This is a genomic window from Pseudomonas batumici (assembly GCF_000820515.1).
Classification (GTDB): Bacteria; Pseudomonadota; Gammaproteobacteria; order Pseudomonadales; family Pseudomonadaceae; genus Aquipseudomonas; species Aquipseudomonas batumici.
Genome location: NZ_JXDG01000051.1, coordinates 1 through 16,579, shown reverse-complemented (window position 1 = coordinate 16,579; position 16,579 = coordinate 1). Strand labels below are relative to the sequence as shown.

Genomic DNA, 16,579 nt, shown 5'->3' with positions numbered 1-16,579 from the left:
ATCTTCACTTGTTCGTCGTTGCGACCCAGGTATTCCAGGCTGCCGTCGGCCAACCAGCGACCGAGGTCACCGGTGCGATACATGCGGGCATTCGCCTCGGCGCTGAACGGGTTGTCGAGGAAACGCTCTGCACTCAGTTCGGCGCGGTTCAGGTAGCCCCGGGCAACCCCGGCACCACCGACATAGAGTTCACCGACCACACCCACCGGTACCGGCTTGCGACGGTCGTCGAGCACATAGAGTTGCAGGTCGGGAATACGCTTGCCGATCGGGCTGGCACCCAGGCGTTGGGCATCTTCGGCCTGCAACGGGTAATAGGTCACATGCACCGTGGTCTCGGTGATGCCGTACATGTTTACAAGCTGTGTAGCGGCGTTCAGGTCCCGGGCGTACCAGGGCTTGAGCATCGCCGTGTCCAGCGCTTCACCGCCGAAAATCACCTGGCGCAGAGAGTGCGGCTGGCCGTTTTCGCCCTGGGCCGCAATCAGTTGCCGGAATGCGCTCGGGGTCTGGTTGAGGACCGTGACCCCGGCACTGCACAGCAGCTTGTAGCAATCCTCAGGCGAACGGCTGACCAGTTGCGGCACGATCAGCAAGCGACCGCCATGCAGCAGCGCCCCCCAGATTTCCCAGACCGAGAAGTCGAAGGCGAACGAGTGGAACAGCGCCCAGACGTCCTGCTCGCCGAAGCCGAACCAGTCCTCGGTCGCCGAGAACAACCGTGCAACGTTGCGATGCTCAACCATCACGCCCTTGGGCAAGCCGGTGGAACCGGAGGTGTAGATCACATAGGCCAGATGCGCGGCCGTCAGCCCCGGCACCTGCGGATTACGCACGGATTCGTCCTGCAGATCCGCATCGTCGAGATTGATGACCGGCACCTGCACCGCCGGCAAGGCTTCCTGCACCGCCTGCTGGCTGAGCAACGCCACCGGGGCGCTGTCGCCGAGGGTGTAGGCCAGGCGCTCACGGGGATAGGCCGGGTCCAGCGGCACGTAGCCGGCGCCGGACTTGAGGATGCCCAGCAGGCCGATGATCATCGCCGGGCCGCGCTCGACGCAGATCGCCACCCGATCGTCCGGGCGTACGCCCAGGGCCAGCAGGCGATGGGCCACCTGGTTGGCCCGGGCGTTGAGTTCGCCGTAGCTCAGGCTTTCATCCTGATACACCAGCGCCACGGCCTCTGGCCGCTCGGCGGCACGCGCCTCGAACTGCTGGTGGATAGTGTGATCCTTGGCGAACGCCTGCTGGCCGGCATTCCATGCCTGCAACTGCAGGGTTTCGGCGGCGGTGGGCAGAGAGAAACCGCGAATCGGCAAGCGTGCATCCGCCAGCCCCTGCTCCAGCACGTGGTGCAGACGCTCGGCCATGGCCTGGATCTCGTCCGCCTGGAAATATGCCTCGTTGTAGATGTAGTGCAACTGGGCTTCATCATCGTGGACATTGGTCCGCAGATGGATGGCCAGCGGCGTCTGTTCGTGATTGTTCGAGCACTTCACCGTACGGACCGTCGCCTGCCCGAAACGGAGCAGATGATGGTGTTGTTCGTAGGAAAACGTCAGGTCGAACAGTTGCGCGCGATCGGCGCGGCGCAACTCCAGCAAACGGTTGAGATCGCTGACCGGGAAACGCTGACTGCGGTAATCGCGCTTGACGGCGCGGGCGATGCCTTGCACCAACTCGGCAAACGGCAGCTCGGCAGGAAACTGCAGGCGCAGCACGCTGAGCTGGGCGAACAACCCGAGGGTCTTCTTGAAGCCGGCATTGGAGCGGTTGAGGATCGGCAGGCCGATCACCAACTCATCGCGCTGGTGGGTCCGGGTGAAACAGATATACAGCGCCGCGAGCAGGACATGAAAACGCGAAGCCTGCAGCTCCTGGGACAAGTCGTCGAGGCGATTCTCAAGGTCCCGGGAAAAACCGCTTACGCTATGGCCGCTGCGGCTCGGGCCGTCGCCCTGGGCCTGGCGGTAGCGCGGGAGCAGCAGGGGTTCGGGGATGTCGCGGTACTTTTCCAACCAGTAGGCCTGGTCCCGCAGGAAACGCGCTGATTGCCGGTAGGCGCGGTCGTCCTGGATAAAGTCGACATAGGATGGCGCCGACAAATCGGGCGTGCGCTGATCGTGCAAGGCGTTGTAGATCTGGCTGAGGGAGGCAAAAAGCTCATCGATGCCCCAGCCGTCAAGCACGATGTGGTGGGCATGCACGGCAAAATAGAAGCGCTGTGCCTCGAGCTTGAGCAGATGGAAACGGAACAGTGGGCCGCCATCGAGCTTGAACGCGCGTTCGAACTGGCGTTGCATCCAGTCCACGGCGACCTGGTGCGGATCCGCCTGCCCCTGCAGGTCAAGCGGCGCCACCCACACCGGCAGTGTCGCGGCGAAGGTCTGCAGCGGTACGCCCGCCTCGTCACGTTCGTCGAGCAAGACCATGCGCAGGGCATCGTGCTTTTCGATCAACAGGTCAACGGCCCGCTGGAACACCTCGGGATCGAGGTGCCCCTCGATCTCCAGGTAGCCCCCGATGTTGTACAACGGCGAGTCGCCCTGGGTCATCTGGTCCAGCCAGATATTGCGTTGGGCAGCGGTCAGGGCAAATGCCATACATTTCTTCTCGCAAAGGATCAGCCTCGCCACGACAAAAAGGCGGCGACAGCTGGAAGTTGAGTCGAGTCCTGGGGCCGACCGACTTCGCCCGGCGTGGCGAAGGGTCGTCCCTGGAAAAGTTAAACAGCGCTGGAAATCAGGCGCGCTTGCCCTGCACCGCACAATTCACGTCGGAGACGATCTTCCCGTCCACCAACTTGATGATGCGGTCGGCCAACTGGAAGTACTGGTCATCGTGAGTGATGATCAGCACGGTCTTGCCGCGACGCTTGAGGTCCGGCAGCAGCTCCTCGTAGAAGAAGCGCTTGAACGGCGGGTCCTGGTCGGCGGCCCATTCGTCGAGCAGGTAGATCGGCCGGTCTTCCATGTAGGCGCAGACCAGCGCCAGGCGTTTCTGCTGGCCGTAGGACAAGGCCTTGGTGGTGGAGTAACCGAGCCCCTCGATCTTGATCTTGTCTTCCAGGCCCAGGGTCTCCAGGTATTTCTGCGCCAGTTCGGTGCTGGCGTCCTCTTCTTCATCGGGACCGATCAGCCGGTTGAACAGATGGAAGTCGGAGAACACCGCAGAGAACAGGTCACGGTAGTCGCTGCGCGACTCCTCGGTGATCAGCGTGTCGTCGAGCAGCAACTGCCCGCCCTGCGGGATGTACAGGCCACAGATGACCTTGGCCAGGGTGCTCTTGCCGCAGCCGTTGCCACCGACGATGTAGATCAGCTCGCCGGCACGCACCGTCAGGTCGATGGGCCCCAGGCCAAACCCGGAACCGGTGAGCGGGTCCTGATAGTTCATGTGCACGTCGCGCAACTGGATGCTGTCCCAGGACTTCTTGTGATCCAGGAGCAGCACATTGCCGGATTCGCTGGCGAGGGCTTCCGGCTCCGGGTGCGGGTCGTTGATGGAGAAACCGAAATCCGCCAGGCGACCGCCGGCGATACGGCCCTGGGCCAGCAACGGCATGGCGCCGATCAGCAGCGACAGCGGGCCCATGATGTACAACACCACCAGCACGCTGGCGGTCATGGTTTGGGTATCGATCACCCCAAGCATGGGCGCGACGAACAGCAGGCAACCGATCAGCAACGACAAGGTCAGCTGGCCGACGTTGTCGGCGGCGGTGTACCAGAGCCGCTCGATAAAGTTGTAGCGCGCCACCTGGGTCGAGGATTCCTGGATCGCCGAGCGGCTGAACCAGCGGCGCCGGATACCGTTGAGCTTGAGTTCCTTGAGACCGAACACCAGGGCGTGGGTGTATTCGTTGAACGAGGTGAATTCGTCACGCACTTTGTTCGAGAAGGAGATACCGCCCAGGAAAAAGAACAGGTACAGCGCAACCCCCAACACCATCAGGCCGACGGTCACCGCGAACACCACCCAGGACAGGTAGGCCAGGTAGGCGATGCCGAACAGGAGCACCGACAGCTCCACCAGCACCGACGGCATGATCACCAGGGTGCTGTTGAGTTGCGGAATATCGCTGGTCAGCATGGTCAGGACATTGGGCGCCCCCCGGCGGTCGACTTCTTCCAGGGGCGTGGCGAGGATCTTGCGGCACAGGGCAATCCGCAGGCGGGTCATGATGCGCATGCTGGCGTAGGCCGGAAACAACGCGGCACCGTTGCGGAACAACAGCGCCACCGCACTCAGGCCGACGAACCAGTACAACGACTGCAGCTGGAAGCCTTCCTCATGAATCGCCTGGTTGATCACCTTGATCACCGCGATGGACGCCACCCCGCTGATGATCCCGGTCAACAGGGTCATCAGCGTCAGCCAGGGATGGTTGCGCCACAGCAGACGCATGACCGAGCCAGGTTTGGCCTTCTTCTCTTGCTCGTTTTTCATTGGTTGCTGTCCTTGAATGCATTAGCCCGCGCTGCGGCCGGTCGTTGAAAGTCCTGGGTCACCCGATGGCGATCACTCAGGTCGGTTGCCAAACGTCGTCCCGGGCCGTCATTTCACCCATGGCGACGACAATCAGACGGGGTTCTTCATAGGGATCACGAGCATGGGCGGCGAGCATGTTGTCGAGCATCACCACATCACCCTTGCGCCAGTCGAAGCGCACCGCACAGGCCTCGTAGGCTTCGCCGATCAGGGTCATGACCGAGTCTTCGATTTCCGAGCCGTCGCCGTAGCTGACCAGTCGTGGCAGGCGATCAGCGCCGAACATGTCCAGCAGGTCCTCGCGCATTTCCTCGCCCAGGCAGAACGGGTGGTGCAGTTGCACCTGGTTGAAGAAGCAACGTTCACCGGTGAACGGATGGCTGATCACCGCCGGGCACTGGGTGCGAATCTGCAAGGTCTCGCTGTCGAGCCATTCGAAGTCGGTGCCCTGTTCGCGGCAACGCTGTTCGACAACGCTGCGTTCAGTCGTACCGAAGAACGACTCCCAACCCGGCTCGACGCCGGCGGTAAAGGTGCGGCTGTACATCAGCCCCTTGCTCTCGAAGCGCGCGACCACCTCGGCGGGCAGGCGCTGGAGCACCTGGCGGATGTCCGCCAGCGGCGTCGCGCCACCGACCCGCGACGGCTGCTCGCAGAAGAACCACTGCTTGCGCGGCCAGCTTTCCAGGTGCGAGCTCTCGTTGTGATACAGGATCATCTCGCGCTCGGGATAAGGCGTGGAGCGATAGACATTGCGCCCGCCTTCCTTCTTCGGCAGGTCGCCATAACTGCCATGCAGGCCGGGCGACAGTGCCTCGGCAAAGGCTTCGAAGGCCGCGACCGAAGCCAGGTCGAAGCCACGAAACAGCACCGCGCCGTGACGGCACAGCAATGCCTCGATCGCCTCGCGTTGCGTGGCGGCCCACAGCACCGGATCGACACCGGCCACGGTCGGTTCGATCACCACCGGCAGGCTCATGCCCGCGGCCAGAAAGGACAACCGCACCGACGGATCAGCGGCCTGGCCTGGCCAAGTCGGCGAATCCGCGCGCTGTTCATCAGTGAAAACAGGCGCAGCGTTAGCTTGAAGACTCATGAAAAAACTCCTGGACCACAGCCCCTCACATCCACGTTGTACGGGGCCAGACCAACCCGCTCCGCCGCCGCGCAAGGATAAAAACACCGATGGCGGGGGGCTGTCTGTCACCGCAAACCGGGACAGCGGCTGCATGGTCCGCCGATCCGTCCTGATAGGCCGGGTCACGCTTTTGTCCCCATTTCCCGCGACAGACGCAGGCGACCTGCCAATGCTGAAATGCGGCAACTGCGGATCGTGCCGGCTCTTCGAATGGATCCTCCAGGCCGCAGGGATGTCTCGAGTGCAGCGCATTTGGCCACGGCAAAAATGCGTTGCATCTGGTTATTACACAGGAGCGTTAGTCATGCCGATCAAGAACACTGGCGATTCGGTCCACACCGCGCCAGCCCCTCTCACGCCCGGTGCCTTCCTGCATGAGATATTCAGTGCCCGGGCGCGTGAATTTCCCGAGCGAACGGCGGTGTCCGACGCCACTCGGACATTGAGCTATGCCCAGCTCGACGCGCTGTCGTCGAAGCTGGCGGCGCGCCTGCGCCATGAAGGCGTCAAGGATGGTCTACGGGTGGGCATGTACCTGCCGCGCAGCGTCGATCTGGTCATCAGCCTGCTGGGCATCCTCAAGGCCGGTGGCGCCTATGTCCCGGTCGACCCGCAGTACCCGGGCAAACGCGTCGAGCACATCGTCCGCGACAGCGGCCTGGGCCTGGTGATCGGCGATGCCGCGAACCTGCCGAAGAGCCCTTCCCTGCGCGTGCTGGCCCTCGACCAGTTGCTGTCCGCGCCGGAGCTGGAACTGAGCGTAGATGGCAGCCGTCGCGACCCGGACCAGGCCACCGCCTACGTCATCTACACCTCCGGTTCCACCGGTGAACCCAAGGGCGTACAGGTCGCCCACGGCAACGTCAGCCGGCTGCTGGAAAGCACGCAACGCAACTACGGCTTCAACGCCCAGGACATCTGGTCGATGTTCCACTCCATCGGTTTCGACTTTTCGGTCTGGGAAATCTGGGGTGCCCTGGCCCACGGCGGCCAGGTGGCCGTGGTTCCGTATGAGGTCTCCCGCTCTCCCGTCGCCCTGCGCCAATGGCTGTCCGACCAGCGCGTGACGGTGCTCAGCCAGACCCCGTCGGCTTTCCGCGGCCTCGACGAGGCCGACCGCGGCGCCACCGCGCCCCTGGCCTTGCGCTACGTGGTCTTCGGTGGCGAAGCGCTGCCGGCTACCGTGCTGCGTCCGTGGGTCGAGCGCCATGGCGACCAGAAGCCGGCACTGATCAACATGTACGGGATTACCGAAGCCACGGTGCACAGCACCTTCAAGCGCGTACTGGGCCAAGACCTGGAAAACACCGCGACGGTCTCCGTCGGCAAGCCGCTGGATGGCTGGCGCCTGCACCTGCTCGACAGCAACCAGACGCCTGTCCCCCAAGGCACGGCCGGCGAGCTGTACATCGAAGGGGCCGGCGTGGCCCAGGGTTACCTGAACCGTACCGCGCTCAACGCCGAACGTTTCATCCAACTGCCCGGCACCTCGATCCGCACCTACCGCACCGGCGACCTGCTGGTCCTGGACCCTGACGGTGAGTACCGCTATGCCGGCCGTTGTGACGAACAACTGAAGATCAGCGGTTTCCGCATCGAGCCGGGCGAGATCGAAGCCTGCCTGCAAACCAGCCCGAGCGTGGCCGCCGCCCATGTCGCCGCACACGACTACGGCGACGGCGACCTGCGCCTGGTGGCCTATGTGGTCCCGACCCAGGGTCTCGGCGCCTGGACCGAGCAGACCCGTGGCGAAGTCGCCGCCCTGGCGGCCACCAGCCTGCCGGACTACATGCGTCCCTCGGCCTACCTGGCACTGACGCAACTGCCGGTGACTGCCCACGGCAAGATCGACAAGAAACAACTGCCCTCGCCGACCACCGGCGTCACCCCGTCCCATGCGACCGGCACCCAGGGGGTCAGCGAGCCGGAGCAGTTCGTGCTCAAGGTGTGGGGTGAAGACCTGGGCCTGAAGAACATCGGCCTGAATGACGACTTCTTCGATTTCGGCGGCACCTCCCTGGCCCTGATCCGCTCCCTGGGCAAGCTCAAGGCTCACTACCAGATCAATCTCGACCCGGGTGTCCTGGCGAACGGCGCGACCGCCAAGGTCCTGGCCGAGCACATCTCCCGCACGCTGGCTCCGCAGCAGTTCGTGCTCAAGGTGTGGAGTGAAGACCTGGGTCTGAAGAACATCGGCCTGAACGATGATTTCTTCGACTTCGGCGGCACCTCCCTGGCCCTGATCCGTTCCCTGGGCAAGCTCAAGGCCCACTACCAGATCAACCTCGACCCGGGTGTCCTGGCCAACGGCGCGACTGCCAAGGCCCTGGCCGAGCACATCTCCCGCACGCTTGTTCAAGCCCATTGACCGAAAAGGAAAAGCCCATGAGCAAAAAATTCGCCTTGACCCCGGAAGAACGCGCCTCCTTCGAAAAGAATGGTTTTATCGGCCCGTTCGATGCCTATTCGCCGGAAGAAATGCAGGAAACCTGGAAACGTACCCGCCTGCGCCTGCTCGACCGTAGCGCCGCGGCTTACCAGGACCTGGACGCCATCTCCGCCGGCACCAACATCGCCAACTACGACCGCCACCTGGATGACGACTTCCTCGCCAACCATATCTGCCGTGCGCAGATCTGCGATCGCGTCGAAAGCATCCTCGGCCCGGATGTACTGTGCTGGCGCACCGAGTTCTTCCCCAAATACCCGGGTGATGAAGGCACCGACTGGCACCAGGCCGACACCTTTGCCAACGCCTCCGGCAAACCGCAGATCCTCTGGCCGGAAAACGAGGACTTCGGCGGCACCATCACCGTCTGGACCGCGTTCACCGACGCCAACATCGCCAATGGTTGCCTGCAGTTCATCCCGGGCACCCAGAACAGCATGAACTACGACGAAACCAAGCGCATGAGCTACGACCCCGAAGCCAACAACAGCTCGGTGGTCAAGGACGGCGTGCGACGCGGCTTCTTCGGCTATGACTATCGCCAGTTGCAAATCGACGAAAACTGGAAGCCCGACGAATCCGCCGCCGTGCCGATGCAGATGAAAGCCGGCCAGTTCATCATTTTCTGGTCGACCCTGATGCACGCCTCCTACCCCCACAGCGGCGAATCCCAGGAGATGCGCATGGGCTTCGCCTCGCGCTATGTGCCGTCGTTCGTGAAGATCTACCCGGACTCCGAGCATATCGAGGAGTACGGCGGTCGCATCAGCCTGGAGAAATACGGCGCGGTACAGGTAATCGGTGACAAGACACCGGACTACAACCGCCTCGTGACCCATACCACCCGCGGCAAGAAATTCGAAGCGGTCTGACCTACACATGCCAGGCGACAGTTGGCCTGGCGATGTGCCTGCTGGAGTTGAAATCCATGACTATTTCCACCGACGCCGCGATGCGTCTGTGCGAGACCGTGAGGATGCTTAGGCACCTTGCCATCCATCTGCCCGACCCCGTCTGCCTGAGCTTTCTCGCCCAGGGCGATGACCCGCTCCCCGAGCAGGCCTCGCCCAGCGTGCGAGCCACGGAGCGGGCGATCAATGCCGCCTTCGCGCGGATCGGCGTGCGCGCCGTGCAGTACCTGCACGGTGGCGAGGCGCAACTGTCGTCCTTCGAATTCTTTATCAGCCGGAAAATCTGCCAGGCGCTCGATTACCGCTACGACCACTTCGACGATGCCGAAGAGGCCAAGGCGTTCGGGCGGCTGCTCAAGCATTTCGATTTCAGCGGTGCCGTGCCGGAGGTCGAGACACTGCACCTGACCACCCGCGACAACGTCTCCCTGTCGGTGCACGCCAGCATCGACCGGGAGCGCCCGGCGATTGTCCTGGCCCTGCCCTGCGGCATGCCCTTCGACCTCTGCCGCGACTGGTTCAACGCCCTGAGCGAGCGCTTCTTCGTGGTGACCTGGGAGACCCGCGGGTTGTTCGGCTCCTGTGCGGCCTTCGACCAGGTCGCGGTGGACACCGAGGCCCAGGTCGCCGACCTGATCAGCGTGATGAATCACTACCAGCTGTCGACGGCGCACCTGATGGGCATCTGCGGCGGCGCGGTGATCGCCCTCAGCGCCGCCGCCGCCCACGGCAACCGGGTCAACTCCCTGAGCCTGTGGCACGGCGACTACAACCTGGGCGACAACGACCTGCGCACCGCGCATCAGCAGAACTTCGAATGGCTGATGGAAGCCGCGGCCTATGACCGCCACGAAGCCAGCGACCTGCAGGCGATGTTCCTCGACCAGGCGACGCTGGCCACCACGCCGGAGCCGATTGCCCACGTGGTGCTCTACCCCTACGTCAACCCGGAGCTGTTCTATCGCTATGCGCGACTGAACGATGCCCTGAACAAGACCGAGCTGGCGTCGCGGCTGGCAAACATCACCGTGCCGACCCTGGTGGTCGCCGGCGATGCCGATGAGACCACGCATATTGGCGGCTCACGCTATATCGCCGCGTCGATCGACGATGCCGTGCTGCACGTGGAACAGGACGGCAGCCACCTGGCGTTCTTCGCCTCCACGCAGTACTCGAAACAGACCGCCTTCCGCTTCCTCGAAGCGACCCTCCAGCCCGCTGTCGCCTGACCGTCTCCCAGCAAAAAGGGGGCCTATGCCCCCCACGTCATAAAAGCGGTCCGATCACTCGAACCGCCCTGCCCGCTATCAGGCAACCATGTGTTTTTCGCGATGGAACTCGAGGTACAACACGGTGCGGTGTGCGCGCGAGGCATTGAGCGCGAAGTGATCGAGCGAACCGTCGAAGATCACCAGGTTGCCGTTGGTGCTCTGGTTGAAGCTGCCGTTGACGTTGAGGTAGGCATAGTTCTGGGTGGTCGGGGCGTCGATGGTCAGTTGCATGTGCAACAGGCCCTCCTCCCAGGTGCCGGTATGGGAATGGGTGCCGAGGAACACGTTGGGTTCCATGCGCAGCAGGGCACAGAGCTTGATCCCGGGAATCTGCTTCAACAGTTCGATGGTCCCCGGCATGGCGGCCTGGGCATAGGGGATCGGCTTGTCATAGGCCACCAGGCCGTACTGGGTCCACTCGGGCATGACGTCCATGTCGTCGCCCCAGCCCCAGAGCCAGCCATATTCGCCGCCAGCCTCCATGTGCTCGGTCACTTCATCGACGATCTCGGTGATCGACTTGCCCACGCGGTTGATGGTCAGGGTCGGTGCATCGAGGGCGAGAAACTCTTCACGAATCACTTCCCAGTTATCGGCAAGGTGCTGAAGCTTGGGGAAGCGGCTGGGGTCATAAAACGACGGACGCATAGGTCCTCCTTTATCGATTGTGGTCGGCTCGGATAGCGGTGCGGGCGCAGTCCTGTCGGATCCGGGACGCTGCGCGGGAGCCTGGAAAGGTTGACCCAGCGGCCGGGGCCTGTCTGTCACGGGAATCCGGTACAACAGGCCGACCACACGGCGCCCAAGGCGCTTTCACAGGGCCTCGACCTGCGCGGTATCGCCCGTGCGAGGGGATGCCGCCTCGGACTGCGCACCCTCCAGGCGGCGCATCGGTCCATAGCACAGGACACTCAGGGCCAGCAGCGCGAAGCAGGCACCGGCCACCACGAAGAGCATCCCCACACCGCGTCCCGGGCCGACCCCGAGCCAGTGCCCGATCGACTCGGCATAGGCCCCGCCGGGCACCAGCGCCGGCTGGAACCAGTGGTCCACCAACAGGCCACCGACAAAGATCGACAGGCTCGTGGTGGCAATCGTCAGCATGCTGATCAGCGCAAAGACACTGGCGCGGTTGCCGCCGGGGATCTTGCGCATCCACAGCGAGTTCACGCTGGCATCGGCCACGCTCGCCGCGGTGATCGCGACAAAGGCCAGCGCGCAGTAGGCCACGGCGTGCGAGACCACGCCCAGGGCGATGACACACAGCGCCAACAGCAGGTCCGCCACCGCCACCAACGCCATCAATCGGCGCGGATTGCCCATGGAGATCAGCACCCCGGCACCGGCGAGCCCGCCCAGGGCCGCCCAGGTGTAGGCCATGCCCAGGGTCTGGCTGCCCAAGGTCGACAGCAGCAAGGGCGTCATCATCAAGGTCGCCAATGACAACAGCGCACTGCGCAGCATGGTGTAGACCAACAGGCCGGCCATCAGGTGGCTGGCCGCGAAGAACTTCAGTGCGCCGGCGACGTTGTCCAGCGCGCCGCGCAGCACCGAAGCCTTGCCGGGGCCGTCGTGCCGCCCGGACGAGCGCCGCACATGGGCAAAGGCCTTGATCACCAGCAAGGTGCCGGAACAGAAGGTGATCAGGTCCACCGCCAGGATGGTCACCAGCCCCGCGCGGGCCATGATCGCCCCCGCCAGCAGTGGCGCGACCAGCGCCGAAGCGTTCTTGCTGATGCCCATCAGGCCTGAGGCGCGGGTGAACTTCTCGGGGGCGACAATCGAGTTGACGGCCGCCTGGTAGGCCGGCTTGCGAAAGGCCGAGACGATCGAGGCCAGGCAGTTGAAGAGATACAGGTGCAGCGGTTCCAAGCGATCGAACCAGAGCAGGCCCATGACCCCGAAGAGCAACAGCGCCAGGCTCACGTCGCAACAGACGATGATCAACCGATGACTGACCCGGTCGGCCAGCCCGCCGGCCAGCGGCAGGAACACCACCGCCGGCAAGGTCGCCGCCAGCACCACGTTGGCGAAGGCCAGCGCCGAGCCGGTGTGGGAATAGACCCAGACCCCCAGGGCGAACTCCATCAACGCTGTGCCGACGATCGCCAGGGACTCGCCGCACCACAGGAAATAGAAACTTCGCCCCAGGTCGAAGGATGGCTGACGGTGCTTGCGGCTCATGGGCGCACATCGCGGAGCGTGAACAGACCGCTCACCTTCTGCGCCAGGCGCCAGGCCAGGGAGTAGGCCACCGCGCCCAGCACCAGCGGCGCCAAACGGGAAAACAGATAGGTGCGCAGCACCCGCCTGGCGATGGGCGAGCGGATATCGCCACTGACATGCAAGGGCGTCGGGAACGTCGCCGCAACGGTGGCGCCGAACGCGTCGTCCATGGATTGCACCGCGTGCCACCAGTACACCGGGATGTACAGCGCATCGCCCGGCTCCACCACCGTGCGCAGCGCCCGCAAATCGCGGGTGCCAGGGAAGCGCCGGGTGTCGATGTCGTACAGGTAGCCCGCCTCTTCGATCACCGGGCGCAGCGCCCGCCAGCTGGTCTCGTCGGGCGGCAGCAGCAGGACCTCCTTGGCGCCCACCACCTGGGCCATGAAGGTCTCGTCGACGACATGGAAATGCCAGTCGGTGTAGGAGTTGCGGTAGAGGAAACTGCGATGGGGCGGATAGTGCCGGGACTTGGACAGCTGCGGCATGAATGGCAGGCCGCCGACGTCATCCTTCATCTGCTCGATGGCCGAGCCTTCGGAAAAACGGCAACTGTCGGCCACCAGGGGGTCGTGCCCGTTGCCCAGGCCGTCGAGAAATTCGTGGAACGGCATTTCCCGGTAGACCGTGTTCGCGTACTCGGTCAACGCCGCCTTGACCTCGGGCTTGGACCAGCCGATGACCTCCGAGACGATCTTCGAACGCACCACCACCGGGTTGTTGCGCGAATGCGTCTTGAAGTAATCCAGCCGCTGCCACTTCTGGAACGCCGGCCAGTGGCGCACGGCATTTTTCACCAGGCATGGACGGTTGTGATTGACGTAGCGGCGGGTGAACTCCTCCCTGGAAATGCTCAACGCATCGATCACTTCGACGGGACCCGCCTGGGGATGATTGGGAAAACGCGACAGGCTCCAGAACTTCGACTCAGGGCGATCCACTTCGGCGATCAATGACATTGTGCGACCCTCGCAAGAACACTCAGGGCCGTTGATATAACAGACTCGCGCGCGCGTTCCCAAGCGCACCGGTGGCCCGTCCCGCGTGGTTGTCCCTGCTTCCCATGACAGACACCGCCCGGTGGATGCTCTAGTTTTTTCCCACGCTTTTCCTTCGTCCCGCCGACTGGCAGTCGTCCAGCCCTTGCGCCCCGCTGCCCTTCGATCGGAGACGAACCCACTGATTCTGCAAACAGGTGCTCCGAAATGGATTCGTCGACCGACAAGCTGTCCGCGCAAGCCTGCGCGTCCCACGAACTGGCCTCGGTCCAGCAGGGCATCTGGCTCGATCAGATCGCACACCCGGACCTGCCCTACTACAACATCGGCATGTCCCTGGAGATCAAGGGCGAGATCGATATCCCGTTGTTCGAGAAGGCCATCGAGATGGTCGCCAACCGCAATGACACCCTGCGCCTGAGCTTCAGCCACGAAGGTGGCATCGGTCGCCAGCGGGTCCTGCCCGAGGTCAAGGTCAAGCTCGAGGTGGTGGAGTTTTCCGAGGCTGACGACGATGCCGGACTGGCCATGGCGTACCTGCGCGAAGCCTTCCGCCAACCCTTCGAATCACTCACCGGACAACTCTGGGAAGCGCGCCTGGTGCGTTGCGGACCGCAGCGGCATTACTGGCTCAACCGCTACCACCACCTGGTCACCGACGGTATCGGCGTGGCGCTGATCGGCCATGCCGTGGGCGCCGCCTACAACGGCCTGCTGGCCGGCAACGAGGAGGTCGCCGAAGGTCACTCCTACCTGTCGTTCCTCGAGGAAGACCGGGCCTACCTGCAGTCCTCGCGCTACGAGCGCGACCGCCAGTTCTGGCAGGAAACCTACGCGCAACTGCCGCCGTCGCTGCTGCAACGCCGGGCCGACTTCAAGGCCGGCAAGGCCAACGAACTGGCCCCCAGCGAACAGGTCCAGGCCATGTTGCCGCGTGCCCTGTACAACGCCCTGACGCAGTTCGCCAGCGAGCGCGGCCTGTCGGTGGCCCATGTGCTGATCAGCGTGGTCAGCACCTATTTCTGCCGCACCGTGGGGGTCGATGAGATCGTCATCGGCATGCCCGTGCACAACCGCACCACCGCCCGCCAGAAGGCCACCGCCGGGATGTTTTCCTCGGTCAGTCCGATTCGCCTGGCGGTGGATCCGCAGGGCTCGCTGCTGGACCTGATGAACGCCGCCGGCGGCCAACTGCGCCGCTGCTATCGCCACCAGCGGTTCCCCATCGCCGAGCTCAACCGCACCCTGCGCCTGGCACAGACCGGGCGGCGGCAACTGTTCGACGTCTCGCTGTCGTTCGAAAGCCTGGACGGCGACGATCAGTTCGGCGGTACCTCGTCGCGGGTCATCACCATGGACAACGGCTACGAGCAGACGCCCATGGCGATCTTCGTCCGTGATTACCACCCGTACGAAGATGTGCACCTGGATTTCAACTTCAACACCGCCTATTACAGCCTCGAAGAAGCCCAGCGCCTGCAACAACGCATCTTCGCCATGCTCGAAGCCGTGCTGGAGCAGCATGACACCGCCGTGGCGCACTTCCCGCTGATGGCCGCGGACGAACGCCGGCGTCTACAGGTCGAGTTCAACGCCACTGCCCGCGACTATCCCCGCGATGTGCTGATCCACCAGTTGATCGAACAACAGGCAGCCCAGCGCCCGGACGCCTGCGCCGTCAGCGGCGATAGCGGGCCGTTGCTCAGCTACGCGCAACTCAATCGCCGGGCCAACCAACTCGCCCACCGCCTCATCGCGCTGGGCGTGGAACCCGATGCCCGGGTCGCCGTGAGTCTGCGCCGTGGCCCGGAAATGGTCGTCGCACTGCTGGGGATTCTCAAGGCCGGCGGTGCCTATGTGCCGATCGATCCGGACCTGCCGAGTGCCCGCCAAGCCTATATGCTCGGCGACAGTTCACCGCGTGCCGTGCTCACCGGCCTGGCGCTACTGGACGGTCTGCCACCGTCGAACGTGCCGGTACTGCTGCTCGACGACACCGACGACAGCGCGCAACTGGCCGCGCAACCCACCCACAACCCGGACACCCGGGCCCTCGGCCTGCTGCCGAGCCACCTGGCCTATGTGCTCTACACCTCGGGCTCCACCGGCACACCGAAAGGGGTGATGAACGAACACCTGGGCGTGGTCAACCGCCTGCTCTGGGCCCGCGACGAATACGCCGTCGACGCCAGCGATTGTGTCTTGCAAAAGACCCCGTTCGGTTTCGACGTGTCGGTCTGGGAGTTCTTCCTGCCACTGCTCGCCGGTGCCGAGCTGGTCATGGCCCGCCCGGGCGGTCACCAGGAGCCCGACTACCTGGCCCGGGTGATGCGCGACAGCGGCATCACCCTGCTGCACTTCGTACCGTCGATGCTCGACCTGTTCCTCGAACACCGCGATGCCCGCGACTTCCCCGCGCTGCGTCGGGTGCTGTGCAGCGGCGAGGCCCTGCCCCGCGGCCTGCAACGGCGCTTCGAACAACAACTGGCCGGGGTCGAACTGCATAACCTCTATGGCCCGACCGAAGCGGCCATCGACGTCACCGTCTGGCAGTGCCGTCCCGGCGACCCGGGCGAAAGCGTGCCGATCGGCCGCCCGATCGCCAATATCCAGATGCATGTGCTGGATGCCCTGGGCCAGGTACAACCGCTGGGCGTGGCCGGGGAGCTGCATATCGGCGGCATCGGCGTGGCCCGGGGTTACCTGAACCAGCCACAACTGAGCGCCGAACGTTTTGTCGCCGACCCGTTTTCCAGCGAGCCGCAGGCGCGCCTGTACAAGACCGGCGACCTCGGCCGCTGGCTGGCCAATGGTGCCCTGGAATACCTGGGACGCAATGACTTCCAGGTGAAGATTCGCGGCCTGCGCATCGAGATCGGCGAAGTCGAGGCCGCCCTGGCCCTGTGCCCCGGTGTTCGCGAAGTGGTGGTAATCGCCCGCGAGGACGATCCGAGCCAGCCGGACAGCAAGCGTCTGGTGGCCTATCTGTGCGGCGAACCGGCCTCCGCCGAACAGCTGCGCAGCGAATTGCTCAAGCACCTGCCCGAGTACATGGTGCCCAGCGCCTTCGTCCATCTGGACAGCCTGCCGCTGAC

Annotated in this window: 10 protein-coding genes; 4 read left to right on the top strand and 6 right to left on the bottom strand. The window is 64.2% G+C overall.

All coding sequences use genetic code 11. The features are described 5' to 3' along the window. The 3 genes from UCMB321_RS19030 to UCMB321_RS19020 form a co-directional block, all read right to left on the bottom strand. On the bottom strand, positions 1 to 2,603 hold a 2,603-nt coding region (locus UCMB321_RS19030), incomplete at its 3' end, for a non-ribosomal peptide synthetase (RefSeq protein ID WP_157016009.1). Positions 2,604 to 2,742: 139 nt separating this feature from the next. Next, positions 2,743 to 4,449 (bottom strand): cyclic peptide export ABC transporter, encoded by a 1,707-nt coding sequence (locus tag UCMB321_RS19025; protein ID WP_040069813.1) that lies wholly within the window; start codon positions 4,447 to 4,449, stop codon positions 2,743 to 2,745. Positions 4,450 to 4,525: 76 nt separating this feature from the next. Then, positions 4,526 to 5,587 carry a TauD/TfdA family dioxygenase gene (locus UCMB321_RS19020; RefSeq protein WP_040069811.1) on the bottom strand — a complete coding sequence of 354 codons (1,062 nt, stop codon included), beginning with the start codon at positions 5,585 to 5,587 and terminating at the stop codon, positions 4,526 to 4,528. 346 nt (positions 5,588 to 5,933) lie between these two features. Here UCMB321_RS19020 and UCMB321_RS19015 point away from each other — a divergent pair, with 346 nt between their 5' ends. From UCMB321_RS19015 to syrC, 3 genes are read left to right on the top strand one after another with little or no spacing between them, the layout of a single operon-like run. After that, positions 5,934 to 7,997 carry an amino acid adenylation domain-containing protein gene (locus UCMB321_RS19015; RefSeq protein ID WP_040069809.1) on the top strand — a complete coding sequence of 688 codons (2,064 nt, stop codon included), beginning with the start codon at positions 5,934 to 5,936 and terminating at the stop codon, positions 7,995 to 7,997. A gap of 17 nt (positions 7,998 to 8,014) precedes the next feature. Next, positions 8,015 to 8,950 (top strand): syringomycin E biosynthesis L-threonyl-[L-threonyl-carrier protein] 4-chlorinase SyrB2, encoded by a 936-nt coding sequence (gene syrB2 / locus UCMB321_RS19010; protein WP_040069807.1) that lies wholly within the window; start codon positions 8,015 to 8,017, stop codon positions 8,948 to 8,950. A 56-nt stretch (positions 8,951 to 9,006) separates the two neighbouring features. Then, positions 9,007 to 10,218: a syringomycin E biosynthesis aminoacyltransferase SyrC gene (gene syrC / locus UCMB321_RS19005; protein ID WP_040069816.1), complete on the top strand. Its 1,212-nt coding sequence runs from the start codon at positions 9,007 to 9,009 to the stop codon at positions 10,216 to 10,218. A gap of 78 nt (positions 10,219 to 10,296) precedes the next feature. Here the strand turns inward: syrC and UCMB321_RS19000 are convergent, their stop codons facing one another. The 3 genes from UCMB321_RS19000 to UCMB321_RS18990 form a co-directional block, all read right to left on the bottom strand. After that, positions 10,297 to 10,908 (bottom strand): aspartyl/asparaginyl beta-hydroxylase domain-containing protein, encoded by a 612-nt coding sequence (locus UCMB321_RS19000; RefSeq protein ID WP_040069805.1) that lies wholly within the window; start codon positions 10,906 to 10,908, stop codon positions 10,297 to 10,299. A gap of 165 nt (positions 10,909 to 11,073) precedes the next feature. Next, positions 11,074 to 12,444: an MFS transporter gene (locus UCMB321_RS18995; RefSeq protein WP_040069803.1), complete on the bottom strand. Its 1,371-nt coding sequence runs from the start codon at positions 12,442 to 12,444 to the stop codon at positions 11,074 to 11,076. Beyond that, entirely contained in the window at positions 12,441 to 13,445 is a 1,005-nt protein-coding gene (locus UCMB321_RS18990) for a cupin-like domain-containing protein (protein WP_040069801.1), read from the bottom strand. Before UCMB321_RS18990 ends, UCMB321_RS18995 begins: the two co-directional genes overlap by 4 nt. A 246-nt stretch (positions 13,446 to 13,691) precedes the next feature. Here UCMB321_RS18990 and UCMB321_RS18985 point away from each other — a divergent pair. Beyond that, on the top strand, positions 13,692 to 16,579 hold a 2,888-nt coding region (locus UCMB321_RS18985), incomplete at its 3' end, for a non-ribosomal peptide synthetase (RefSeq protein WP_157016007.1).

Coding starts and splice junctions, on each gene's coding strand:
- UCMB321_RS19000 (WP_040069805.1), bottom strand. CDS start 10,908: ATGCGTCCGTCGTTTTATGACCCCAGCCGCTTCCCCAAGCTTCAGCAC.
- UCMB321_RS19025 (WP_040069813.1), bottom strand. CDS start 4,449: ATGAAAAACGAGCAAGAGAAGAAGGCCAAACCTGGCTCGGTCATGCGT.
- UCMB321_RS18995 (WP_040069803.1), bottom strand. CDS start 12,444: ATGAGCCGCAAGCACCGTCAGCCATCCTTCGACCTGGGGCGAAGTTTC.
- UCMB321_RS19020 (WP_040069811.1), bottom strand. CDS start 5,587: ATGAGTCTTCAAGCTAACGCTGCGCCTGTTTTCACTGATGAACAGCGC.
- syrB2 (WP_040069807.1), top strand. CDS start 8,015: ATGAGCAAAAAATTCGCCTTGACCCCGGAAGAACGCGCCTCCTTCGAA.
- UCMB321_RS19015 (WP_040069809.1), top strand. CDS start 5,934: ATGCCGATCAAGAACACTGGCGATTCGGTCCACACCGCGCCAGCCCCT.
- syrC (WP_040069816.1), top strand. CDS start 9,007: ATGACTATTTCCACCGACGCCGCGATGCGTCTGTGCGAGACCGTGAGG.
- UCMB321_RS18990 (WP_040069801.1), bottom strand. CDS start 13,445: ATGTCATTGATCGCCGAAGTGGATCGCCCTGAGTCGAAGTTCTGGAGC.